Source organism: Rhodococcus sp. BP22, from assembly GCF_014281965.1.
In the GTDB taxonomy this organism is placed as follows: domain Bacteria; phylum Actinomycetota; class Actinomycetes; order Mycobacteriales; family Mycobacteriaceae; genus Rhodococcoides.
Genome location: NZ_JACFTB010000007.1, coordinates 108350 through 134393, shown reverse-complemented (window position 1 = coordinate 134393; position 26044 = coordinate 108350). Strand labels below are relative to the sequence as shown.

The 26044-nt window shown below is 60.5% G+C and carries 14 protein-coding genes; 10 read left to right on the top strand and 4 right to left on the bottom strand.

Annotated elements, in window-relative coordinates:
* Positions 1-6: 6 nt before the first annotated feature.
* From H2510_RS16530 to H2510_RS16490, 9 genes are read left to right on the top strand one after another with little or no spacing between them, the layout of a single operon-like run.
* Positions 7-417 (top strand): hypothetical protein, encoded by a 411-nt coding sequence (locus H2510_RS16530; RefSeq protein ID WP_186629394.1) that lies wholly within the window; start codon positions 7-9, stop codon positions 415-417.
* A complete protein-coding gene (locus H2510_RS16525; protein WP_186629393.1) occupies positions 414-3200 on the top strand; it encodes a VWA domain-containing protein in 2787 nt (928 codons plus the stop codon). Before H2510_RS16530 ends, H2510_RS16525 begins: the two co-directional genes overlap by 4 nt.
* A gap of 55 nt (positions 3201-3255) precedes the next feature.
* A complete protein-coding gene (locus tag H2510_RS16520) occupies positions 3256-6861 on the top strand; it encodes a tubulin-like doman-containing protein (RefSeq protein ID WP_186629392.1) in 3606 nt (1201 codons plus the stop codon).
* A complete protein-coding gene (locus H2510_RS16515) occupies positions 6861-9569 on the top strand; it encodes a hypothetical protein (RefSeq protein ID WP_186629391.1) in 2709 nt (902 codons plus the stop codon). The genes H2510_RS16520 and H2510_RS16515 overlap by 1 nt, the downstream gene beginning before the upstream one ends.
* A gap of 1 nt (position 9570) precedes the next feature.
* Positions 9571-11982 carry a hypothetical protein gene (locus tag H2510_RS16510; protein WP_186629390.1) on the top strand — a complete coding sequence of 804 codons (2412 nt, stop codon included), beginning with the start codon at positions 9571-9573 and terminating at the stop codon, positions 11980-11982.
* Positions 11979-14699, top strand: a complete 2721-nt coding sequence (locus H2510_RS16505; protein ID WP_186629389.1) for a hypothetical protein — start codon at positions 11979-11981, stop codon at positions 14697-14699. Before H2510_RS16510 ends, H2510_RS16505 begins: the two co-directional genes overlap by 4 nt.
* A 40-nt stretch (positions 14700-14739) precedes the next feature.
* Positions 14740-15774, top strand: coding sequence for a hypothetical protein (locus H2510_RS16500; RefSeq protein ID WP_186629388.1), 1035 nt, complete (start codon positions 14740-14742; stop codon positions 15772-15774).
* Positions 15771-16928: a TRAFAC clade GTPase domain-containing protein gene (locus H2510_RS16495; protein ID WP_186629387.1), complete on the top strand. Its 1158-nt coding sequence runs from the start codon at positions 15771-15773 to the stop codon at positions 16926-16928. Before H2510_RS16500 ends, H2510_RS16495 begins: the two co-directional genes overlap by 4 nt.
* Before the next feature lie 15 nt (positions 16929-16943).
* Positions 16944-17537 carry a hypothetical protein gene (locus tag H2510_RS16490; RefSeq protein ID WP_186629386.1) on the top strand — a complete coding sequence of 198 codons (594 nt, stop codon included), beginning with the start codon at positions 16944-16946 and terminating at the stop codon, positions 17535-17537.
* Positions 17538-17595: 58 nt separating this feature from the next.
* Here the strand turns inward: H2510_RS16490 and H2510_RS16485 are convergent, their stop codons facing one another.
* The 3 genes from H2510_RS16485 to H2510_RS16480 form a co-directional block, all read right to left on the bottom strand.
* The gene (locus H2510_RS16485; protein WP_261392984.1) at positions 17596-18222 is read right to left on the bottom strand and encodes an SMI1/KNR4 family protein; all 627 of its coding nucleotides are present in this window, start codon (positions 18220-18222) and stop codon (positions 17596-17598) included.
* Positions 18223-18380: 158 nt separating this feature from the next.
* Positions 18381-18590: a hypothetical protein gene (locus H2510_RS20860; protein WP_261392983.1), complete on the bottom strand. Its 210-nt coding sequence runs from the start codon at positions 18588-18590 to the stop codon at positions 18381-18383.
* 51 nt (positions 18591-18641) lie between these two features.
* Entirely contained in the window at positions 18642-20237 is a 1596-nt protein-coding gene (locus H2510_RS16480) for an SIR2 family protein (RefSeq protein ID WP_186629385.1), read from the bottom strand.
* 230 nt (positions 20238-20467) lie between these two features.
* On the opposite strand from H2510_RS16480, the gene H2510_RS16475 reads away from it, so the two are divergent.
* Positions 20468-25315, top strand: coding sequence for an AAA domain-containing protein (locus tag H2510_RS16475; RefSeq protein ID WP_186629384.1), 4848 nt, complete (start codon positions 20468-20470; stop codon positions 25313-25315).
* A gap of 56 nt (positions 25316-25371) precedes the next feature.
* Here H2510_RS16475 and H2510_RS16470 read toward each other — a convergent pair whose 3' ends face one another.
* The gene (locus tag H2510_RS16470) at positions 25372-25662 is read right to left on the bottom strand and encodes a hypothetical protein (RefSeq protein ID WP_186629383.1); all 291 of its coding nucleotides are present in this window, start codon (positions 25660-25662) and stop codon (positions 25372-25374) included.
* Between the last annotated feature and the right edge of the window lie 382 nt (positions 25663-26044).

Genomic DNA, 26044 nt, shown 5'->3' with positions numbered 1-26044 from the left:
CACGCATTGGCTTCATCACCGGATCCGTTCGGTTACGGCAACGACAGAGGATTCGGTTCACCACCACCTCTGCCGTCTCATCAGCCGGCTGGCGTCCAACCGAGCTCCTCTCTATCCGTCGCAGGTCCACCCTTGGCCTACCTCTTCGCTTCCGGTGCACTTGCGTTAATCGGTCTTGTCGTGGGAGTCGCGCTCGGAGCCTCCGGCCCGCTGGCGGTAATCGGATGGGTGCTTGCCGGGCCAATAGCGATAGGGGTGCTGTCGGCATTCACTCTGTTGGACACCAATCGGAGAGCACGTCCTGTCTACGCCGAACCAACGTGGACCCGGCCGGCGTACTGGGCCGTCCTGGTTATCGCGGCAATCGGAATAATTGTCTGCGCGCTGCGCATCGCTGACTGGATTGGTCGACTGTGAACAAAGCGAAAGCCAGCGCATTACTCACCGCTGCATTGGTAGGGCTCGGCGGCACGGTGGCGATCGCATTGGCTCCAGTGGTGGCTGCCGCTCCCGGCGGTGCCGCGGTATCGGACTTCGGCGCATGCCTCGCAGCGCAGCGCAGCGGCGACTTGCTACTCATGATCGATGAATCTTCGAGCCTCCAAATATCCGATCCGGACGGAGCGCGAATCACCTCAGCCAACTATCTGCTGGATCAACTCGCGAAATTCAAAGACTCGTCAGGGATCGAACTCGATGTCGCGATAGCGGGGTTCGCCGATACCTACTCTGTCGAATCCAACTGGACACCCCTGGACTCGGGAACGCTTCCGGCGCTCAAAGGTTCGGTCGACGAGTTTCGTGGTCGGACAAATGGAATCGACACCGACTACTGGTTAGCACTGGATGGCGCTCGAGCCTCGCTCGCGGACCAGACCCAGGCCGCAGACGGGGTAGACCCTTGTCAAGCAGTTGCGTGGTTCTCGGATGGCAAGATCGACTTCACTTCGCGCAGCGATACACGCAAGCCATACGCTCCCGATCAGCCGCTCGACACTGCTGAAGACGTGACGCGCGTGGTGGGAGCAGCCACTGAGTCCATCTGTCGCCCCGGTGGTGTCGCCGATCAGCTGCGTTCGTCAGGCGTTGTACTGTTCGGTATCGGCCTCGCTGCGGGTACCGCATCTCCAGCGGACTTCGATGTGATGCGATCGATCGCGACCGGTGAGCGCACCGGCTCGGCGTCATGCGGCAACATCACGACACCCAGCCCTGGTGACTTCTATCTGGCTCAGAACATCGACGACCTGCTCTTTGCGTTCGATGCCTTCTCCACGCCCGGTCAAGCACCGCTCACTCGCGAATCCGGGGTTTGTGCCCTCACCGTGTGTGAGGACGGGAAACATCGGTTCGTGCTCGACGATTCGATCGATTCCGTATCCGTACTGGCGTCGACAGATGTCCCAGGGTTGATACCGACACTGGTTGCGCCGGATGGCTCCGAGTTGCCTCTTCCGACATCCGAGGCAGATGTGACTGCAAACGTCGCGGGTGTGGACGTCGCCTACCGCTGGCAGTCGGCAAGAACGCTGTCCTTCGACATGGCCAATCCAGGTGCCGCACAGTGGCAAGGTGTGTGGGCTTTGGCTTTCGTCGATCCGACGGGCGATGCTGCAGGAGCTCGTTCCAAATCGAATATCCATATCTCAGGAAATCTGTTCCCCGAATGGAAAGGGCAACGCACGAGCGCTATTCACAGTGGCGAATCGGATGTGCCCGTCGATCTCGGTATCGTCGATGCGGCTCGAAACGAGGTGGATCCAAATGCGTTGCTCGGAACTGCCACCCTGTCAGCCACTCTGATCGAGAGCGACGGACAACAGACAGTCGTCGGTGCGAGCATCCCGAAGGAGCAGATCTCCGAGCCCCTGCGACTGGACTTGACCGACGTCGCCCCAGGGCAAGCAACCGTGCGCCTTACTCTAGATGTGACGACAGCGGACGCTACGACACCGAGTGGCGACATCGAACCCGGGACTGCTCTAGCACCACAGTCCGTCGATATCCCGTTGGCCGTTGCACCACCGATCGGCTTTCCGGCATTACCGCGGACCGTCGACTTCGGCACTCTCGAAGGCGCAGGGACGTTCTCGGCTGACCTGCCGGTCACCGGTCCAGGGTGTGTCTGGCTGCCGCAAGAGACGACGGCGGCAATACTCGGGTCGCCGGACGGTGTGGGGAGTGTCGGTGTGTCGACCTCGGGAGCTGCAACCGTCGACTCTTGCCAGGAGCTCGGTGATGGCCAGGACGGTACCTTCCCACTCGCACTGCAGGTGGAGAACGCAGCCAACGGTCCGATCAACGGGACCGTTCAGCTGATGGTCGCCCCCAACGGTGAGGCAGACCGTGCGTTGTCTATCGACGTCGAATTCCGGGCGGAACTGGAAAAGCCCCTCGATACCAGCAATGCGCTACTTGCCCTGCTCGTTGCACTCCTGCTCGGCCCGGGAATCCCACTGCTGCTGCTGTACGGCGGAAAGTGGTACACGGCGAAAATTCCTGCTCGCACGCTCAAAGGACAGCAGTTCCCCGTCACCATCGCGGGTAGCACAGTCCTTCGCAACGGCTCACCTTTTGCATTGACCGATCGCGACCTGATCGAGGTCGTCCGTGGTCTCGATTCGCCGGCACGATCGCTCGATGTCGCCGGCGTCCAGCTGCGTACACATGTCGGATGGTCACCTGTCGGAGCGGGATTCGTGACGGTATCGTCGCCGGGGCGTGTAGGCGCCTCGTCCGTGTTGCCGGCAACACACGGCAAGAATTTCGAGGCACGACTGCCTTTGGCGGTCCACAACACCTGGGTTGTACTTCATGATCCGCAAGGCCCCGCAGACTCGGCCACGGTCGTGTTGTTGATCGGTGACGACGCAGGCCCCACCGTTCGGCGGTCGGTCGTCGACGACATGACGAACCGATTGCCCAATGTGCTGGCGACGCTTCGTTCTTCCATCAACCCTGATTCGAATCCTTCGGCACCGACGCCGCCGGCCGCCGGCCCGTCCGGATTCGATCCCTTCGGGGGCGGCAGCATCTCCCCGTCCAGCGCCGGTAACAATGACCCATTCGGTGGCGGCCCCAACAGGATGATGCCCACCCCCCGAACCCAGGAACCGTTCGGTGGACCTTCCAGAGGCCAGGGTCCGACGCAATCGGGCCCATCCGGTAAACCATTCGACCCTTTCGGCGACGGTCGATGACAGCACGTTCAAGAGCACCGAAAATGCGCAAATCAGCTAATGGAGAGGTAGACGAATGAGGCGTTTTCTCGTCGTCGGATGCGGCGGTTCCGGTGGAGCCACGCTGGCGTACATGATGGATCAGCTTCGCTCCGACCTCGCCTCTCACGGCATCGAAGGCATTCCAGCCGGATGGCAGTTCATCCATCTCGATGTTCCGACGGCTCCGTCGCCCGGGCCCGACGGGATGGGGCATGTTCGTGATCAAGGCGGCACATACGTCGGAACGGGTCCACAGAGCGACAGCTACAGCGTTCTCGACAATGCGATGAGCCAACAGTTCATCGGCAAGCAGCGCCTCGACACCATCGCGACTTGGGCACCTCGTGATCCGTCTGCAGTACACACTCCGCTGAGCACCGGAGCCGGGCAATTCCGCGCTCTCGGCCGCATGATCACCCTGAGTCGTGCGGCTTCGGTCCGCGAACGGCTCGAAACTGCCTGGGGCAAGCTCAATCTCGTAGAGACCGATACCGAGATGCGAAACCTCGATATTCCGGGCGCCGGCAAATACGACCCAGGCGAGCGGCCTGTCGTTCTGGTCGTCTCGTCGATGGCCGGTGGTGCTGGGGCATCGATGGCATTGGACATATGTCGACTGCTCACTTTGATCACTGGAGTCGATCCGCGACTCATGGGGGTGTTCATGGTCGCTCCGGATATCTTCGACGGTCTCGACGCCTCCGCCACCACCGGAGTCCGCGCCAATGCACTCGCCATGCTCGGTGAAATCGTGGCCAGCCAGACGGGATCCGCACGAGATCACGATGTCTCGATTCTTCGTGCACTAGGACAGCAGAACGGTGAAGGGGAACTGATTCCCTTCGCCCGCGTGTTCCCAGTGGGCCGTTACGTCGGTGCCGAACAGACGCTGTTCGGCGACGGTACCCCCAACGCGATCTACCGTGGTCTCGGCCGAGGACTGTCGGCGCTGATGATGAGTCAATCGGCCACTCAGCAATTCGTCGAGTGGGACCTGACCAACGGTGGTGGAATCGCCGGCAGCCGTGAGTACCTAGGCTGGGGAAACAAGACCTGGAACACCTTGCCGTGGGGATCGTTCGGATTCGCCAGTTTGAGCATGGGCCGCGATCGATACGCCGAGTATTCATCCCAGCGACTCGCGAGAGCGAGCGCGGACAAGCTGCTCCGTGGACATGTGCAGCCGGGGAATCGCGCATCGGAGGATGAGCAGGCCGCGGCAGTTCTGGACAACCAGTGGGGCAACATCTGTGCTGCACTGGGACTTCCGACCGGACACACAGACGCGAACGCTCTTCCCCAAGACATTGGAATGTGGATCACGACGACGGTCCTACCCAGGTCCGAGGTGTCGACGCTCGCAACTCACGTGATCGACGACTCGCTTCGCGACTACATTCCGTCTGGCAACGGTCTCAATGCTGCTGCTTGGGTACCGGAGGTCCATCGAAACCTCAATGGCCGGCGATCGGCGTTGCTCTCCGGGGCCCAAAACGCTGCCTACTCGGCCGCATTCCGGTGGCACCTCGACTTTGCGGACAAACTCGAGCAGGTCGTTGGCGACGCTGTAGCCGAACTCGGCCTTCCTTATGCGACGGCTCTCGTCAAGCGGGTGTCGAAGTACATGCAGAACGTGGTTTTGCCGACGGCACAGGACCTCGCGAAGCAGGCACCGGGAGACATCGCCGAACCACCAGAAGACGTACGTGCAACCTTGGCTGCGCTCAAGGGCACTTTGTCGAACGCACAAGAAGTCGTCGTGAGCGTGCTCGACGGCACCCGCCGTATCGTAGAGCGTCAGATCTACGCGACGCTTTCGTCGCATCTGAGCGCAGCGTCGGGCGCGATGGTCGCCGAGGTGTTCGACCCCTTGGTAGCTGCGCTGAACGAATCTCACACACTGCTTCGGCAAGCATCGGTGGAACAACCGCGGGATCTCGGTCTGGCTCGATTACAGACCGATCAATATGCGGCGTGGCCGTCCGATTCGGACGAAAAGGTTCCGTCTCGGTTCGCCGAGGCGAACAACGAAGTGATGCTGACCAGTTCGAGCGACTTCAAGATGCGATACGAGCTGGATCTTCCTGCCGCGACCGGAAGCAGTGCAACGGATCGGCGAGCGTTCGGTGACTCCGTCGCTCGGGCGGCGGCTCAGGTCATCACAGGCCTGTGGCCCACCATCGACGGCAGTCGTGCACCGGGGGAGACAGTTCGGCTCGTCGAACGCACCGCGTCGTGGCGCTCACGGGTCTTTCCGACGAACCCCGCAAGCGGAGAGTCCATCATCTCCTCACCCGCGGCATACAACGTGCACACCCGGCCTCACGAGCTGCTCGCCAGAGCCCGCAAGTTCGTCAGCCGCACCGGAGAATCATTCGACAAATTCTGCTCGGTTTCCTTGCACGACTTCGTCACCGGGGGAGGTGCCGCCGAATCGGAACTGGCAGGCCGACGTCGAGACCTGGTGTCGAAGTTCGGCGAAGCCATCGCCCTCGCAAGACCTCTGGCCAGTGTCAACGAGACTGCGATGCAAGCGATTCACAACGACCAGCAGATGAAGTACCGCTTCAAGTTCTCAGCGATCCCGTTCGACGGACAGAGTATTGCCGACGACCTCTCCGCCGAACTCGAACGAAGTGTGCGGATAGACCAGACGACCAAGGACGTTCTGGTCAACGCACTGACCGATGAGAAGCAGATCAAGCGGATCGACATCTTCGGTTCGTACCCCAACTACTCTCCGCTCGCATACAACTCGGTAATCGGTCCGGCCTCCCGACAGTGGCTGGAGTCTTCACCGTCGCAGCGTAAGGCGTTCTGGCACTTGCGTCGTGCACGTCCGTTGGCTGCCTCGTTGCCGATGCACCAGTCCGAGCGTCAAGCGATGGTCGGAGGCTGGCTGCTCGGGCAGATCCTCGGACGAATCTTCCTCCCGAAATCGCCGTTCATCGAACCGGCACGGATCTGGGACGGTGAGGCTGGGAGATGGCTCAACTTTCCGAACCCGTTGCTGACTCCGCCATCGGAGTTCGCTGCCGACTACGATTGGCTGCCGGCTGTGATCGAGTCGGTTTTGTTGGCGATGGCTCAGTCGCACGAACCGCCGGTGATGTCGTCGATGCAGCCCTACCGTGCGCTCAGAAGACTCTACGACTCCTCGACCGAGGATGAGGTCAGCGGCATCTTCGCTTTGTCAGCAGCTGCACACCTGACCGACTGGCTCCGGACCGGAAACACCGGAACCGGGTTGGCCTCGGCAGTTGCCGATACCGGTGAATCTGTTACTCCACAGGATCGCGCCGCCAGAACGAAGGCCTGGCTCGAGGAGGAGCGTGCCTTCGTAGGTAAGCACTACATGCCTCCTGGCTCTGGCGGGGCAGTCGGCGAGGCAGGCGCCGTCGGTGGCGGAGTCTTCTCCAACATCACCGTTCGGGCGCAAGCAACGAAAACTCCTATCTACAGGGATCTGGCGCCAGACGTGTTCTGGGGCACCGGTAAGTTGATTTCGCTGATCGACGAATGCCTCGCCGCTGCACTCGAACCGTCTCGAAGTACCGACACACCGCCTCCCGCGCCTCCGGTCGGATCGTGGTCGACCGGTGCGGACTCGTTCGAGATCCCACAACGAGGAACGAACTGATGGCTGCACTTACTGTTTTTCTTGCGACCCCCGGTGTTGCCGGTGGGATCAAAGATGTTCTGAAGGATCTCTCTGCAGTCGGGTTGATACGCCCGTTCCTATGGGTGGACGGTTCGGAGGCGGATCGTTCGCCAGTGGCCGCAACCAGGGTCGAGCACGGTAGCGAGTACGACACCACGATCGAGGAAGTCGTTGCTTCGCAACGGATTCTCACGCTCCGACTGTCCGTGCTCGTGCCTCTTACCGGACAGTCTCCGGCATTGAGCATCGATACAGAGCGCCGAGTAGCCGAGTTGTTGGCCTCGACCTCGGGTGGAGCTCGCGTCGTGCGGTTGCGGTTGCTCCTCGGCCGACCAGGTTGTGTACCGCCCACCAACACGGTTTTGGCGCTCGACGGTTGGCACAACATCCTGATCGCTCCAGAAGATGCACGCGGCCCGGGTATGGGGCACATCGCACTCTCCGCCGAGGACAACGGTCTCGAAATCGGACGCCATGCGGCGCCGGTTGTGGCGGCTGTGTCCGGGTTATGGGCCGACGTCGAACATGCCCCCTTCGATGACAAGCCCGTCCTTCCCGGCAGCTTGCTCAGCCTTACGCGCTCGTTCTACCGACGTTTGGACACTTCGGAGGTCGAAAATTCGCTGCGCAGACAGATTTTCGAACAAGACGGTCAATTGCCTCTACCCCGCGAAGGTGGCGCGCCCGTCACGTACATCGATGATGTACAGCTGGCGACGCACACGATGGCCCGCAATCTGTGGGACAAGCATCGCGCAGTACTGATGGGTGACCGCGTCCCCTATGCCGTCGAGCAGACCCAGATCATCGGATTCTGGGCTGCTTTGAAGATGTTCTTTTCGTTTCTCGGTGCAGCGCTCCGCAATGCACCTGCGGCTTGGTATGCGCGTGTAGTCGACAGCGTCTCTTCCTCCGTCGCCGGAGCCGTTCACTCAACGGTGTTCGGCGAGAATCCGTCTGCCTACGAGGTGGTGGCCAACGGTCGCACAACACAGGGGCGGTCGGCCAGCTGGTTCCAGGTAGGTTCGGCCACGCACCAACTGCGCAGTTCGATAGAGTCGATGGACGACGAACGACACCATGCTGCGCGCGCGGACCTCTCCGACCTTTGGCAGGACTACTCACGTGCTGCGATGACTCTTGCAGATGGAGGTGCGAGGTCCGCCGAGTTGCCGCCAGTGCAGATCGGCGCGAGCCGAGGTGTCCTACGACGGGCATCGGACGTAGTACCGGGGCCGGCTGAACAATTCGATCGCATCCCTGGTGTCGTTGCCGCAACGGTCGAAGTCGACAGCGTCGACGCGACCGACGTGATCGGTGCGAGCCAGCTTCGAAGCCGGTTGAGCGAATTCGACCAGGACGCGTCGTTGGGTATCGAAGCGCGCCGGACCGGCTCAGCACTCGACGAGTGGCGCTCGCGGACGGGCAATAGTTTCGCTGTTGCTGTGGGCACCACACTCGCGCGCAACTTCGACGACCGCCATCGTGAAGTCAAGGACTTGCTGGCGAGGCTCCGGGCGCACGCAGACAGACCGGCACCCGCAGAGAGTAAGGGACACAACAAACTTGCGCGGTGGATTCAGATCACGTCGGTGATCCTCGTGTTGGTGATCGCGGCGTCGGCGGTCGGGATCGCGCAAGCATGGTTCGACTGGTGGATCGGCGCCCTCGTCATCGTGGGATCGATCGTTCTGTGGATTGTCGTACTCGTGTCCGTGTTCCTGCGAGGGCAACGCGACCTGTTCCAGGACCTGAACAGACGTAAAACTGCAGCAGCGAACGAGCAGGCGGACGAGGCGAATCTCAGAACTGCACTACGCGATTTGGATCGGTTGGGCGACGCTTACTCTCAGTACCTCTCATGGAGTCGAGCGCTGGGCGCGTTCCTCGCTGAACCATTGGGGCCGAACACCTTTCAGCGGTCGCATGAGGGCAGAATTGCGTGGGGTCTACCCAAGAACACAGCCATCGGGTATGCGAATCCACACCCAGATCAGCTGGCGAGCACCGCGGAATACCTTCGGCAGGATCTGTTCGGTCTGGGCTGGCTCAGTACGCCCTGGGAGCGGGCAATGGTCAACGCCGGAGAGTCCTTGGGTAGCGATGGTCGAGATATCAAAGCCGATCCGACGCTGTTGTGGCGAGCTCCGGGAAGCGGATCTGCGTCCTCATTGGACCGTTGGTCGAGAGACTTCTTTCGAGGATCGTTCGCCTCTACCGGTGCCGCATTGATGTGGGACAAGGCGCGGACGAACCTGATGGGTCCGAAGTCGGAACTCGTGCAGTCGCTTACCGGACAAATCGAAGTTCTTCTCGACGGCACCAAAACATTCGTGCCATTGAACGACTTCCTGGCAGGGGTCGCGGACGCACCTGGCCAGGGACGAGTCGATCATTTCGATCGCGGAATGGTCACCGACCTTGCAACCACACAAGGTATGACTGCAGTCAAGGACGATGTCCGGCAGCGTGGTTGGGCCGGTATCGGGACGGTCAGCGTTGCAACGCAGATCAGCGACGGACTGTCCGTCGACCAGTTGACCGTCGGATCGGACGACACAACGGTTGTGGCCGCACAGGACTGGACGGTCCCGGAGATGCCCGACCGTCACAGCGTCGCAGAGTCGAGGCCGGTTGACGCTCCCGAAAGCTACGACCCACCGCAGAACAGAGAGTTCAGATTCTGACATGGCGACAGATAAGCAGGCTCGACGCTCCACGGCGTTGACCCAGTGGGCACAGGCCGCAGCAGGCGTGGGTTTCGGTGTTCCGACTGCCCGCGACATACAGACGATCTCGAGCGATCCCGACGGGTGGTCGAAGTCAGGAGTGTCACCCGCGGCGTCCGACTGGGCCGACACGATCACTCATATCAATCACCAGATCAAGTTCGGGATGGACCCGTTGGAGGTGCTCCGCCACCTCCCGGAGGAGCTACGAACTCCGCGAAGCGGTCCGGCCAAGCCCCCGATCGCCACCTCCAGCTCCACGTCCCCGGACATCGAGAAGCCGACTCCGAAAGCGCCGGACACCAAAGCAGGGGAGCGGATACCTATCGACGCGTTGTTGGCGTGGCGAGCGGATCGGATTGCAGCAGGCGATACCGCTGCAGCGTCGATCAAGGACGTCACGTTTCACAACCTGATCAAGTACGGCCATACCTCAGCGACGCAGATTCGCAAGCAGTTGCGAGGACCATCGGTGTCCTTGGCGGGGAGTATCGCCGAGGTCTTCTCGAACGCAGGTGCAAATGATACGAAAGCGGAAGCCGAAGTGCAGAGTGCTGTTGCCCCGGTCGAGGAAAGCACCAGGGTGGATCCCGCCCCAACTTTTGTCGTCCCGCCGGGGACCGCGCGCCACGGAAGAAAGGACGAGCCGCAAGCGTCGACACCGTCGCCCGCTCTTCCAGACAAGTCCGAGTTCAAAGGTCTCGAGTCCTCGGACTTCTGCGAGTACAACTTCGAGAGCACGTTCCAACCCGAGCCACTGAAGGTATCCAACGCCGGTGACGGGCGCCGGTTGTCATGGTCACCGCACCCCGATGCCGACGGCTCGATCGCCATCTATCGTGTGATCTCGGGTGAGATCAACGCACCGTACAAGCCTGAAGCAGGTGAGCTCCTGGGCGTGACATCACTTACGACGTGGGTCGACGACCGACCGCCGACGTCTGCAGTCCGCAACTATCAGGTGTGGTGCCATCGCGGACATGATGCTGCGGACGCGACGATGCAACAGCCCGACAAGATTGCGTACGGCGAAGCGGTAAGTCCTGTGACGGGATTCGAGCTCACCGAGGACGTGGGCCGGGTGATCGGCCGATGGTCGGCTTTCCAGGGGACCAGAGCTGTGCGTATCTATCGAATTCCCCTGGACGGTATGTCCCCGGTATCCAACGATCCCCGATACCAGATCGAACAACACGCCGACAACCTCACCGGCTTCGTCGACGAAGATGTGGTGCGTGGCCAAAGGTACTTGTATCGGGCAATCTCCGAGGTATCGGTCGCTGATGGCGTGCGACAATCCGCGCCGTCGCAGGGCGAGATTCTGGTTTCCGTCGTTCTTGAACCAGTAGAAGACCTCACAGTCCACCCGGACCCGGATCCGAACAAGCCCTCCTTCGAACTGGTTTGGACGACACCCGAATCCGGCCATGTTCTCGTTTATCGCACCGAGACTCCACCCGACGCTGGACTGCGTTTCGCAGTCCTGGCGGAAGGTGCAATCGAAGTAGAGGGCTTGTCTCGCCAAACCCAACTCGCTCAACCTATCGAGGCTGGTGAGGGTGGTACGTCGCGGATGCGGAGAATTCCCTGGCCTGCGGGCTGGGACCGCGCGTATCTCACACCGGTCACCCTTCTCAACGGTTCGGCTCGCGTCGGGAAGACGACCGTGCAGACCCGCCCGATCTCGCCGGTGACCGACGCGCGGATAGTGGAGCGTTGCGCAAACCAGCTGGTGACCTTTGGCTGGCCGAAGGCAGCAGCGAGTGTGTACGCGTACTACGGGCCTAGAAATCATGTGCCCGAAAATCTGCTGGAAAGTCAACCGAATCTGGAGATTTCGGCGACCCAGTACAAGCGCGACGGGGGTTTGTCCTTCAAGCGGCTACCACCCGGAGGTTGTTCTGTACATCTCGTTCCGATCGCGTACTCGCGCGGTGAACGGGTGGCCGGCACGGTAACCACTTTGGACTACAAAGGTCTCGCAAGTATTTGGTATCTGCTCAATCGAATTGTGACGCCGAACGGTGGAACCCGTCTGGAGATCACAATGGGCGCCGATGGCGACCTGGAGCCCCCTGCCCCGTTCACGTTGGTCTATAACCACGAAAGGCTGCCCCTCAGCGCACGAGACGGTGAGGCTCTGCTGTTGAGCGATCAGAGCGATCATTCCGGTCGCGAGATGCGGCAGTTTCTTCCCCCACGCTTGGTCCCACAGTGGACTCCGACCGGCTGGAGTGCAGACGCAACCAACCGCCGCGGATACGTCAGATTGTTCTTGGACATAGATTCGGCGCGAGCGAAGTCGTATGCGTTGCTGGACCCGCCTGTCGCACAGCTTCTCTTGGAGCCCGATGCGAGACCGGACCGGTGACACCGTCGGCTCCGACACGTTTCGCACACCTGATCTACACGTCGTTCGACGACGGCTCGGGTAGTGGAGGCGGATGGCAAGTCAAGGATGTCTCAGGAGACCTGGATCCGGCCGAGCGTGACGCTCTGACAGCCTGGGTGTCGACTCGATTCGATCTGCAGCCGGTGTTGGAACGGTATCCGACGCCGGAAGCAATCGAAGGCCGCGAGCGTCGGTTGATGTACGCCGCGGTACCGGGTGGTGCGGCCTACTGGCATACCGCCGAAGCAGGCACCGATGGATCTGGTCGTCCGGGAAACATCTTCGCGCACGTTGTGTTGGACCGTGCCATCGACGAACCGCTCCCAGCCTTTCGGCCTATTCAACTGTGGTTGTCGCCCTCCTGGTCGATGCCGTACGGGCCGGCAGCCACGAGATCCGCAGTTGTGTCTTCGACGTCGCTTCCGGAACCCGGCAGTGCAATTACCCGCGAGAAGGTGCTTGCATTCTTGACAGACGTCAGCGTGTTTCGCCTCGGGGTGCTTCAGGTTCTGCTCGATGCCGTGGCACACGCGTGGGAAGGTGGACCACCTGTGGTGCTGCTGACCGAGAACTCGGAATCGGGCACCCTGTGGATCGGCGCTGTCAGCTTTTTCATGTCGCCGGCGACGAGCAGGCGATTCAACTGGAGCACTCACGATCGAGCGGGCGCGGTGGTTGAAAATATCGGGAGAAGAGTTCATCTCACCGTCGCCCCTGATTCCGAGAAGGAGTCCCTCCAAGCTCTCAGCGGCATAGTTGTCCTCGACTCACAGGACGATCCGATTTTGGGAGTGCTCGACGGAGTCCCGCATCGGACGCACCACGGGGTCTCGGTCGAGGTCACGCCGTGGTCGATGCTGGCACAAGCGTCGCTGAGCGACTACGCGACCGCTCTGTCCGTCGTCGAACTTCAGGACGCTATAGCGGAGGAGGCGGGTGGTGAAGGGTTGTCGCCGATGTGGCCATTGGCGATCGCAGTGCTGTCGTTCCCAAGCTTGGAAGACGTCAAGCGCGAGGCATCGAGAATAGTCTCCGAGCATCGACCGGGATCGCTTCTTCCCGAGTCACGACTCGCGGAAGTGTCCGACGAGATCGATGCCGAATTCGCGCCGCAGTCCGCGGTCGAGGCCATGGCCGCACTTGTTCGCTCGAAGTCGCACGGCCGCAATACAACCGGCGCTCTCAGCAGCCTGATCAGACTTGCAGTGCGCGACGACGAGTGGATGAGCCTGCATCCCGCCGGCGAGATCGGAGCAGAGTTCGCAGGTTTGGCTCCGTCTGTCTTTTCGACCGATATCAGTGCGCTACTTGGCGAACTCTCAGACATGACCGGTGATTATTTCGCCAAGAAAGCAGATTTGGCCGTACGCATTCTGCGCGTCGCCGACGTACTCATAGCGACCAACGCCCCTGCGGCACTTAGTTTCGACCTCGTCGAGCAGTTGTGCCAGGTATTCGAAAATGTCGCAGCTGAATTGATGGATCCAGCAGCTGGACCGAGGATCGTCGCAACAGTAGGTCGTCGACTGGACGAGCGTACTTTGCGCTTAGTCGTCCGTCGGACTCTTGCGACCATGCCGCGGCTAAGGGAGGTTCGGTTCGGTCACCGATTTTCGGCGGAAGTCATCCGATGGGTCGCTCCATCGAAGTTGGACGTTCCAGCACTGTGTCAGATCGCCGATGAGAAGAATCAGCTCGAGTATCCCTACGACGTCGCGTTGTTCCTGGAGTATGTGTACAGCACGTTGATGCTTGATTGGGCCTCGCCTCCTGAACGGGCTCACGTGCGGGAATATGCCGGCCTTGCCGTGTGGGGAATCCTCGATGACCAACGGGAAAGGGCCGACCCGAGTGACCGATCCGAGGATCTTCGTGCGCTGTGTCGACTGAATACGTTGTCGCCGAGTGACGTCGGTGCCCTGTTCAAAACATTCGGCGAATTCGTTCCGCCCGAAGCCGCGCGTCAAGTGGTTCTGTACGCGGAGGACACTGCTCACTTGGCCACGGTCCTGGCGCACCTCATTGCGGCGGGCCACCGGCCGAAACTTGATGGTCGGCGGGTGAAGTCCGACCAGGTGACCATAGCGTGGGGCGCGTTACGTGGACTGGCAGATTGGGGTGACTTGACTCGCTCCGCTGTCGTGAATTTCATCGACACTTACTTCGATCCGATCATGAACGACTACAACGAACTCTTCGGTCGCAGTATTGCGGCATCAGAACTAGCGCAGGATCTTTCGCAGAAACTCGGACTTCTTTTCTATGTAGCACAGTCGATGGGGCATGATGTTTCGGCTTATACGGCCGAATGCCGTTCGCATCTGATCGCGACTGCCGAGTCCCAGTCCGGTCAGCTTCGTGCCTTGATGGCACGGAGTGTCGTCGATGTGTCTCGCATGGCAGGTAAGTCGTTCATCGATTTCGTTGAGCAGCGCTATCAGCGACCATCGGCACGTCCCTCCAGGGAGGACGATTTCTTGTCCGAACTTGTCCGGAAACAGTTGTATTCGGGACCGTCGGACTCGGATTCACTGCGCGATGCAATGTGGCCTCTCGTTCGTGACATGGCCGCACACGATGCCGAGAGAATCTTTGCGAACTACCCGCGTTGTGTAGGGGAGTGGTTGGAGGCACACGGTATTCGTCGATACAACTCGGATATCAGGCCAAGCGAAGATAGAGGGGCACAGTGGTAGACAATGCAACAATGCAGGATCATCGAAAGGACACCATCTGATGGTTACCTACGTGCTGGACGGCAAGAGTAAAGCCCACCTGCCGAAACGGCCACTGATGGTGTCCATGTCGGTGGTAGGTGTCGCAGGCGCCGCTGCACTCGACGTCCGTCACAGCGGCGTCTCTGATCCCACTGTGATTGCGCACAGCCCCGGGATGCTCATCCTGCCCAGGGTGGAGTACGAGATGCTGCTTGTAGCCATTCCCGCGCAGGGCAATTCGACCTTCCCGAGTGGGACGACGATTCACGTTTCGGTCGCGGTCGATAGTTCGAACGAATCAGACCCTGATCGTGCGCAGCTCACCCCGCGCGATGTGTCAGGTTTGAGTTATCTCGAGCTCGCCACGATCGGTCCCGACGGTGATCGCATTGCCGTAGTCACCCGCTTGGAGGAGCCTGAGATCGAACTCGGGCCCTTGGCGTCGTCAGCGCGGGCCGCGGCCAGGTCGGTGCTCCGCGTCGACCAATTGTCCGATAGTCAGCAGACCATGCTCGACATTCGGGTGGACACCAGTGCGTCCATGTTGCCCGCGATTGCGGATGGCAGTGTGCGCGCGATCATGGAGATACTCGCGGGAGTGTCCACCGTGATTTCGTACGATCGAAATCCCGAAGTAACGATCGTCGGAAACACGTCGGCCGGTCTTCCGTACAGTGGACCCGGTGATTTGGGATCGACGGTCCATACGCATCTCGAAACAACGAAGCCAGGCATCGGCTTTGGAAATGGCGACCAATTCGACGCCGTGAGACCGGACTCTATGGTCGTCCTCGTTACTGATTCCCCATCAGACTTCGTCGCGAGTGGACGCGAGTCGGCTGATTCGCGATTCGCCTCGATGATCGCGTCGTCATCGCGAGCAGCGCAACGTTGCCGCGCTTTCGCAGGCGCGGTCGTAGTCCCCGCGCCGGACGGCTCCGACACTGCACACTATCTGGTCTCTCGACCATCAGAGGTCGAGGAAATTGTTCGGTCGTTCCTCCGGCCATTGAACGATCGTATCGCCAACGATGCACGAGGATCCTCGATATGACCAAGTGCCCCAGGTGCTTCAATCATCTTTCCCCCGAGTGGTTTGCGTGGACGGCCGAGACACCGACGGAAACAGAATCGAATAAGCGCGCATCAGCGTACAGCGGCGTCCCCGTGGTTATGGGTACGACGATAGAGCTACGCAAGCCGGAAAACGGGCCTCCTGATTGGACTCCCACTCCTAACTACGCTGAGGAACAGCTCGGCCGGCCTGCTGTGGATTTGTGTCCGATCTGCCATTTCAAGTTACCGGCGTACTGGCGTTGGGGAAACGCCACCTGCATCACGATGGCCGGAGCTCGCGCAACGGGAAAGACTGTCTATATCGCTGTCATGATCAAACAACTGCAGCGTCTCGTGGAGCGGCAAGGGCAATCGGTCGATCCAGCCAACCAAGAGACCGAGCGTAACTATCGCGAGTTCTACGAACGCCCCCTCTATGAGGAACGGGGCCTTCTCGAGCCCACTCCCACCGTCAACACAGCGAGTTCCTACCAGCGGGATCCGCTGATCTTCAGCTTGGGAATCTGGCAAGGAGTCAAGCAGTACTTGGTGATTCGCGACGTAGCTGGTGAGGATCTGGAGAACGCGAATACCGAAGGACATGCCTGGCACTTCTTCGGTCTGGCCGATGCCGTCCTGTTTCTGTTCGACCCGCTGCGCGTCGAGGAGATTGCGCACCAGTTGATGGATCTCATTCCCATGCAAGGCTACCGAGGCGGCGATCCCAGGGTAGTTTTTCGCACGGTCACCGACCTGATCAACCGCCAGACTCCGCGCATTGCAATGATCTTGTCGAAGTTCGATGCATTGCAAGCTCTCCAGAACGTCAACGGCAGCCAATGGAGTGAGATCATGTCCAATCCGGGTGCAGCATTCTCGCGCGACCCGGGCATGGACAGCCCGACATACAACGAAGACGATGGTCGGTTGTTGCACGAAGAAGTCAGTAGCTTGCTTCAGCGACTCGATGCGGGCCCTGTGATCCGATCAGTCACGAACACACAGACGGGGCAGGCATACCCTCATCGCTTCTTTGCCGTATCGGCGCTCGGAGACTCACCGGTCGGAAGTCGGCTCCACGACAACGGAATCTCGCCCTTTCGGTGCCTCGACCCCATTCGTTGGGTTCTCTCGGCTAACGGTGTGCTCTAGAACGGAGACGGTTTCATGACGCAGAACGACAATCCTTGGTTCGGCGGGAATGCGGCTTCCAGGCCGCTGCCGAGCACAGATCCCTTCGGTCTCGCTGGGCCGGCCGAGTCGGTGCTCGCTTCGCGCAACTCTTCTGCGGGCCGGACGCCGCGGGGATCTGGTGCGCCGTTGGTTGCAAGACCGATACCCATGCATGTTGCTTTCGGTGTGTTGGCTCTGGCTGCCGTGTTGTCGTTGTTGACCGCGCTTTTAGGTGTGCTGACCATTTTGGATCTGCAGGGTCGCGTTCAAAACCTGGTAGGTATGGAGCCCTCGGGGGCGGCAACCTTGTACACGGACGACTACATCGACGGAGCCACCATTGCTTTGGTCTTCGCAATGGTCGCAGTTGCCGCTGCCTTCGCGTTCGGATATGTCACGTTCGCGCGCGGCGTGTACCAGGGGAAGCACTGGCCACGTGTGTGGGCGTCGGGACTTGCGGTGATCTCGCTGTTCGGATTGCTCGGTGGGCCCTTGGTCGTAACAATTGTCTTACTCGGCCTCGTTGCCGTCGCACTACTTTGGTTGCCCGTGTCGCGTAGGTATTGCGACTACGCTTCCACGCGCTGAGCTGGTTGAGAACACGATTGAGGTAAGCGCCTTAGAAATGCCGTTGGTAATACGCCGGCTACGTGTCGTACAACCACTCCAACTGTCCGTCGACCACCGATGGTGTCCACGCACCGGCGAACGGGCGGCCCGACTCGAGAGCATCAGCGACGTCGGTGAGCAATGCGCTGATCGAGATCCACTGCGGGCCGCCGTCGTCCGCGCTGACCTTGTCGAATTCGGTCACGCATCCGTACAGTGGACCGGGCCTGGTGTCGACGAACAGTAGGTTCCCGTCGACGCCCGCGAACGGCACGAACTCTGGGAGCCACGTGCCCGCCGAGTCCCCGGCCATCGACGTGCTCAACTCGTCCTCGTCCATGTCCTCGGCGAATTCGCCCCAGACCTCGAGCTCCACTTGACGCTCGTCGATCACGCGCTCGAGATCGAACAACTCGTGCGACGGCAGCAGCGGCACCCACGCATCATGTGGATATCCGTTGACCGACCTGAAAAGCGCCTGCAGTTCCTCGGGCCAGCTAACGCCGGTGCGTGCGATGGCGTCGTCGATGGCGATCTGCTCAGCGGGGACCACAGGTGCGGTGTCGAGATAGGTGCTGAGCCACAGCGCAATTCGGTCCCATTGATCGGTGATTACACCGGTTGGGGTGGAGAACTTCGTGGGACCCTCCTGTGCACTCGGCATCGTCTGAATAGGCTGGTACGCGGGTTCGCTCCGTCCCATCGTGTACTCGATGGCGGCATGCACCCGGCGACGGAGTTCGTCGTCACTCAGGTCCTGGTCGCCGAATGGGACCGAGTTGCCAGGCTCGTCGTCGACGACGACATTGCCGAATTTGCCGATCAGCGTGCCGTCCTCGGTGTGCGTGAGCGAACGCCCATCGCGACGAGCTGCACGATCGCAGTCTCACGATCATGCGCCTCGCCACCCCGGGTGACGATTCGTTTCGTCTCGCTGTTCCAGATCGACACATACCATTCCATTGCGTTCTCCTCGGTTGTGGTGGCTCGGCCGTCTGCGGTGAACGCCAGGTCCAGGCAACGGCTACGCACGATTTGGTGTCGAAGACGCATCTGGAGCGGCGCATCTCGCGCGATTGTCGATCACCTTCTGAAAAGCCCACGATCCCGAATTACTTTTACGGGCCGCTCAGGCTGAGTACCAGCGTGGTTCTGGGATAGTTCGCTGTCGCCCATAGCCGTCAGAACTGTCTCCAGTGACTTCCATCTGCTGCGTTGGACAGGGGTGAGTGAGCGGATTCGATGAGCAGCCTCACGAAGGTGGTCGGCTAATTGCGCCTCTTCTGGACTCAACAGCTCGGCATACCGATTGTCGAGTAGGTACGGGGATCTGTCGCTGGAGTACATCGCGGTTCCGTCGAGCAAGATTTCCAGGTCTCGCGCCGCTACTTTCATATTGGATGAGTCGGACGCTGCAAGGTAATCGAAATCGCCTTCCCAGAGTGCACTTCGTACGGGATCGTTCTGCAGGGTGACCACCGTGCCCAACGGGCGTTGATGATTGTTGGTGGCATTCATTGCGAGAACCTCATGCGCTAGCCGTAGTACATTGTCATCGGTCATCGAGGCGCCTATGACAATGAGATGGCCTGTTGCCATGATGGATTGCACGATGGACCCGAGAGGGCGTCGCTCGGCGTCGTAGCGAACGAAGTCTCGACGACTCAGCACGATGCTTTCAGGTGCCGCGACGTCACCGTGCATCTTGAGTAGCCATGCGCGATCACCAACGGCGTTCTCGCGCGGCAATACCGAGATCGAATCTGGGCCGTTCGCTGCTTTGAATGCGTCCTCGTACAAGGAGTCGTAGTTGGTGGTGACAACTTTTTCGACTGACAACGACGCCAGAAGACAGTGCGCAAGGGTGGGTACCTTTTTCGCATCCGCTCCCGTTGCTCCCGCTGCGCGTTCTCCGAGGGTTTGCCCCTGAACAGACTTCGACAGCAATTGGGCTCTGTCGAGGACACCCAGCGTTGCAAATTGATCCGGATCCAGGTCTGGAAGTGTGTCCTTTTTGATGGTTGCGAGTAGCTCGTCCCAGGTGGGGAGGCCTGCCGATATGCTGACGCCGGCGCCGAGCAGGAGAGCGGTGTCCCCACCTCGAATTTTGGAAGCCAAGTGGGCGCCCGCCTCGCGCTGCCGAGTGGGCGCGGATCGTTCTCGCCGAATCGCCTGGAACGCAGCATAATCCGCTGCATTCTCCACGACGAAAACGACATCGAAGTCGGAACTGGCGACGAACTCGAGTGTTGTCGCATAAAGCGCTTCGATCACTTTTCCGCGTACGCCTGCGTACCCTCCTCGTCCTACCCCAATGGTTGGGAGTGCGATCAGCGGTCTTACTCGACCGTCGCTCACGAACTTCGGCCGGTCTGCGTCGATTAGTCGTAAAAGATGTTCGAGGCCGTCGATCAGCCACGTGACGGATGGATGGCCGCCGTGGGCGACGTGCAACAGCCAGGCGGATCGGCTCTGAGTACTGTGCGGTCGAAATCGCCGAGCCCTGTGATCTCGGTCGAGCGGCGGCGGGGGCTTCTGATCGATGTCGAGGGCCGGCCACCATGTTCGACGAGGTACGAATGTTCCATCCGTCGGTACGATCACGACATCCGATGCCACTGCTTCGAGTCTGCCCCGGACGACGAAAACGTGCCCCTCGATCCCTGTTTCCGTTGACATCTCACGTTCGTTCATAGCGCATGCCCGGAAGGCCGTCGTTCGATCACACCGCCCATGCTAGATCGTTCGGTCGGGCTGGTCCGATGGCCGGCAGTGATCGCTGCACACATCCGTAAGTCGATGGGCCATCGTGCACTTTGCTCTTGCTAACGGATTACGTGTCGGAGGCAACCGATAGATTGTCCGCGGGAGCGAAGACGTCGCCTCCGGGGGCGAATTTGGAGTTGGCAGTGGCTAGTCGAGAACACGACGCAGAACTCAAGGGGCGGGTAAAGCGCCTCATGCAGTTCCTCCGCGAGATCGTAAAGTCTCGCACCAGTCCGGTGTTGCAGGTTCAGCAGCATGCGCAGGTCGAATGGCTGTTCCGTGATGACAGGGTCACCCAGGTCGACCCGTCGGTCGTGCAAGGCGGCATCGCTGTCCGTGCCCCACGAGTCAGCATCGAAGATCCGCCGCCGGTCCCGAAGGTTCTCACGGGATGGCTTGACGCGAAGCTGGTTACCGATAGTCGATCGAAGTCTCCGCAGCTGTCGGAAACCTGTTCGCTGACCGGTCTCGGCGCCATCCAGCGAGACTCACCAGAAGCCGAGACAGTGCGCAGCGCATTCGCTGAGTGGTTGCCGACGTGGCAGACCTGGGCTGCGTCCGATCGCATCAGGCGACCGCAGGCAGAGTTTTATCAGGCGCTGCAGCGCATGATGCAGGAGCTGTCTGCCCGTCCGGAATCCGTCGAACTGGTTCTGGCATCAGGGCTGCTTTCTCTTGCGTCGTTCGATACCGAAGACGCGGTGCAGACCCACCTGATCACTCAGAGCGCGTCCGTTGACCGTGACGAAGCCACCGGTGATCTCGTTGTACGCCTGACCCCGATGAGCTCGCCACGACTCGAGGACACCCAGCTCCTCACGGGTAGATCAGATTTCGATTCTTCGGGTTCGCTCGGTTTGCAGAAGCAGCTACAACAGCAGGCCGCATCGCCGCTGAGTGATGGCGTTCTGCTGTTCCTCAAAGACTGGGCACCGCGGGCCCTGACGCAGACCATCGAGGTCAACGAACTACTGGAACAACCCGCTGCCAAAGCGGACAAGATGCTAACGCCGTCACCAGCATTGGTGCTTCGTAAGCGCGGGGCGTTTGCACTGGTCGAGTACTACGAGAAGATGATCGCCGACGTCGAGGCGGACGATTCCCCAGTGCCTCTGGGATTGGCTCAGCTGGTGGAAGCGATCGAGCCCGACGACCGTCTTCATTGGCTCCAGAGCGTCGGCGCTGCCGCTTCTGCGACACTCGCCGACGATCCACTTTTCCCGCTTCCTGCCAATGCCGAGCAGTCACAGATCCTGGAACGGTTGGGTAAGGATAGCGGCGTTGTCGTCGAAGGTCCGCCTGGAACAGGCAAGACCCACACCATCGCCAACCTCGTCTCGGCGCTGTTGGCTCGCGGTCAACGAGTCCTCGTCACGAGCGAGAAATCGCAGGCACTCCGCGTACTGCGGGACAAACTGCCGGTCGAGATGCAAGAACTCTGTGTCTCCATCACCGATCTTGCACGCGGTGGCTCGCACGAGCTGAACAAAAGTGTCGCGACGATCGCCGAGCGCAAATCCTCGTTCAACGAACGCCTCGAAGATCAACGAATCAAAGATTTTGCTGCCCGACGGCAGGCCGCCCGGCAGAATCGCTCAGTCATCCTCGAACGCATTCGCTCGCTGCGGGAAGCCGAAACCTACCAGCATCCTTCTGTTTCCGACGGATACGAAGGTAGCGCAGCGTCGATCGTCAAGCAGGTCAAGGCAAACGAGGCGGCGTATTCGTGGCTTCCCGGGCCACTGCACGCGAAGCAACCTTCCCTGTCCGGCACAGAGATCGGTGAGCTACGCAAGCTCATCAGTACTGCGTCACCGACTCAGAGTGCTCGGCCGGCCAAACTACTTACTCCTATCGAATTCTTGCTGCCAGATCGGCCGGCACTGGAAGAGCTTTTCACCCGAGCTACTACTCGCGTTTCGACCGATACCGCCGAGTCCGCGCAGCTCATCGAGATTCTCGGGGGCGTCGACCTGTCTACTGCGCAACAGGTTCGGTCGCTGTGCGAGAGCTTGCATGGTCTCGTCGACGACGTGCAGCAACTCTCGCCCCAATTCCAGCAACTGGCCGACCGCGTCCTGTCCGGCGATGCCGACTACCTCTGGGCGCGTGTTGATTCTCTGCCCGCGATTCTCGATATCGCGGTGCGAGCAGACTCCGCGGTGGGCCCGCGAGATGCCTACAGCTCGGACACCACATCTCAGGGCCTGACTGTCCTCAACGCGTTGGCCGTCGCTCTGGAGACAGGTGCCAAATGGAAGTCGGGTCGATTCTTCAAGAGCGTTCAGCAGCGAGCCTACGAACAGTCAGGCATTGTCGCCACCGTGGATGGTGCTCCCGCGGCCGACGCCAGTGCACTCCGTGCAGTGGCGGAGCATGTGAGGGCTTTGGACGCTATCCGTTCAGCGGGGATGCTCCTCGCTGACCTGCGCATTTCGGTAGTCGTCGACGGATCGCGAGGCCTGCAGATCAATAGCTTGCAAGGAACGTTCCGATCCTTGGACGTTATTCGAAACGTTGTGGCAACTCGTGACCAGCTGGTCTCTCAGCTCAGGTCTATTTCGCATTCGCACCCGAGAGTTCGTTCCCTGGCCGAAGCGTCATCGATCGCCGGCGCGGCCGGTGCTATAGCCACGAGGTCGGATGTGGAAAGCGCACGCGCGGAGTTGGATCAGCTGGTCCGATCCGTGTCGCTCGAGGTGGACAAAGCTCCCTCACCCGAGGGAGAGGTGTTGATCCACATGCTCGATTCGGCTGACTTCAGCGCGTTGGAAGACTCAGTCGATCAGTATGTCTCGGCGTGCAGTGAAACATTGAACCAACTGCGGTTGACCGAATTGGAGTCTCTTTTAGCCGAGGCGGCGCCCGCCCTTGCGAAGCTCGTTCGAACCACGGCCGGCGACGAGGAATGGGACCGTATCGGTTGGGAACTCGACAAAGCCTGGGCGTGGCGACGTGCGCAGGAGTGGATTGTCGAGCAGCACCGAACCGGTAGGGAGCAGGAGCTCGATGCGGAACTCGACGCCGTCGACGCCGATATTGCGCAACTGACATCTCAGCTCGCCGCAGCGAGTGCGTGGCGCGACTCGCTCAAGCGGATGACCGCGACAGAAGTTCAAGCACTTCAGACATACCGCGACCATGTCGCCAACATTGGTATGGGCACTGGCAAGTATGCGGAGAAGTACAGCAGCGCAGCTCGTTCGGCGATGCTCGAAGCGCAGAGCGCGGTCCCGGCCTGGGTGATGCCGCTTCAGCAAGTTCTCTCGTCCATTCCAGCAAAACCCAATACGTTCGACGTCGTCATCGTCGACGAGGCCAGCCAAGCGGACATCACGAGTCTGTTCCTACTCTGGTTGGCGCCACGCGTAATCGTCGTGGGCGATGACAAGCAGTGCACACCGAGTGAAGTGTCGAGCGGCGCGCTCGACACGATTTTCGATCGACTCGATCTCTACCTGGGTGACCTGCCGGAACATGTACGCACAACGCTTACTCCGCGGTCGAGTCTGTTCTCGATGCTGCGGACTCGGTTCGGTCAGGTGGTCCGGCTACGTGAGCACTTCCGGTGCATGCCGGAAATCATCAACTGGTCGAGCAACCAGTTCTACCGTGATTCGCCGTTGATTCCGGTCCGACAGTTCGGTGCAGATCGGCTCCCACCGCTGGCCCACACGTATGTCGAAGGCGCCGTTCATTTCGGCAAGGGCGCAACGCTCAGAAACGAACTCGAAGCAGCCGCCATCGTCGACCAGCTGATCGAGTGCTTCGACAACCCGGCCTACGACGGCAAGACCTTCGGAGTCGTGGTGCTTCAGGGCCGCTCACAGGTCGACGTCATCGAGAACCTCCTGATGCGCCGGGTGTCCGCCGAAGTGTACGAAGAGCGGAAGCTGAGAGTCGGTACACCACCCGACTTTCAGGGCGACGAACGTCATGTGGTGATGCTGTCACTGGTCGTCGCCCCAGAACAGAAGTTCATCTCCTTGACTCAAAGCGAGTACCAACGCCGCTTCAACGTGGCTGCCTCACGCGCGCAGGATCAGCTGTGGCTGTTCCACTCCGTGACGGCGGATCGACTGAAAGCAGGTGACCTCAGGAAGTCATTGCTGACCTATATCAGCTCGACCTCGCCGGTTCCGGCGGAAGCCATGCCGGAGAATGTCAGTCGTGACGTTCGCCAGTCACCGTTCGACAGTCTCTTCGAGCAGCGAGTGTTCAACGATATTGTCGCTCGCGGCTATCACGTCAACCCCCAGGTCGAGGTCAACAGTCGCCGAATCGATCTGGTTGTCACCGGCGGCGCGTCGAGGCTAGCCGTCGAGTGCGACGGCGACGCGTTTCATTCGACTCCCGAACAGCGGAACGCCGACCTGGAGCGCGAACAAGAGATCAAACGCGTCGGCTGGACATTCTGGCGGTTACGCGAGTCCGAGTACTACTTGGACCAGGAGGCTGCGCTTTCGTCTCTATGGGACACGCTCGACACACTCGGCATCTCCCCGTACTCGGTGAACGCCTCCGCAGGACAGGAGGCGCCGACGACATGGGCCCCGATAATACTGACCGCTGACGAATCGGTCGTGGAAGACATTGCAGAAGAGGAGGCCCTTGCTGGTGCCCCCGTATTGTCTGGCGTGGCGGCAACTCGGGCGCGCAGGACAGCACCGATCGCTCAGGCTTCCGGGGTTTCTTCGGCGCAGGTTGTGCGTGAATCAAAAATTCCAATAAGTGAATCAACCGAATCATCACGCCATCTCGATGGTGCGGTACCAGCGCAGCCGAAGCGAGGAATTCTATCTCGCAAAGATATCCGCGAGCACTTACTCCAGCGATCTGCTGCATCGGACGTGTCAGCCGACGAGATCGCAACTGACCTGGGAGTCGACGAGGCGATCGTGCGCGCCGTGGGTAGGGGACTGGTGGTCGAAGGCGCCCTGGAAGAGATCGCCGGGCAGTACCGCTCTGCGCAGCAGGTAGAGGCAAAATGATGACCGCACTCGAAATCCTCCCGTCTCTGGAGAGCTGACTCGGCAGGCCGCAGCGGTTACTGCGGCTTCGCCGGAGTGGCCTCGGGCAAATATCGATTCGCCCCCAACGTGATTGCCTCCTGGACGAATGCAGGATGCGGGTTCCGAATCACCAGTTCGGTTCCGTCCTCGGAGGTGAGTGCTCGGGTGATCTCTTGAAAAATGCTCAGGCTTCGGATGGTTGGGATGGCCAGGGCAATACCAACAATGAGCAGCAAGGAGCGAGGGCCTTCGGGGATCCATTCCATCAGGGGGGAGATAGGCGCGGTGATGATGACGGCGGTCAGGGCAACCAGTACAAGACTCATTACTCGCCGCCCGAAGACGTACCAGCGGCAGGTTGGGCAGACTGACCAGTGGGTCTCTGCGCGTATTGTGCGCGACCTTCGCGCCGCGATGCGGTCACGCCCTGCCCAAGGACCGATGCTACTGAGGATCTTTCGTGGTATCGAGAGGTCGTCCCAGGGGATGCTTGGGTGTGAGGGCACAAACGCCCTGAACGACCAAGTCCCTAGGTTGCCGTGCCGAACGCAGACCGACGGCAGGGTGGCATCGAGCTTTCGCATGTTTTTGTGATCTCGCTTGGGACTCTCGGTAGCGAGGAGGTGACGTAGCGAGAAGGCGATGGATGGCTCGGGCACGTAGTGATAGTGCGACATGTGTCGTCACTGAGCAAATCATGCCGACGCC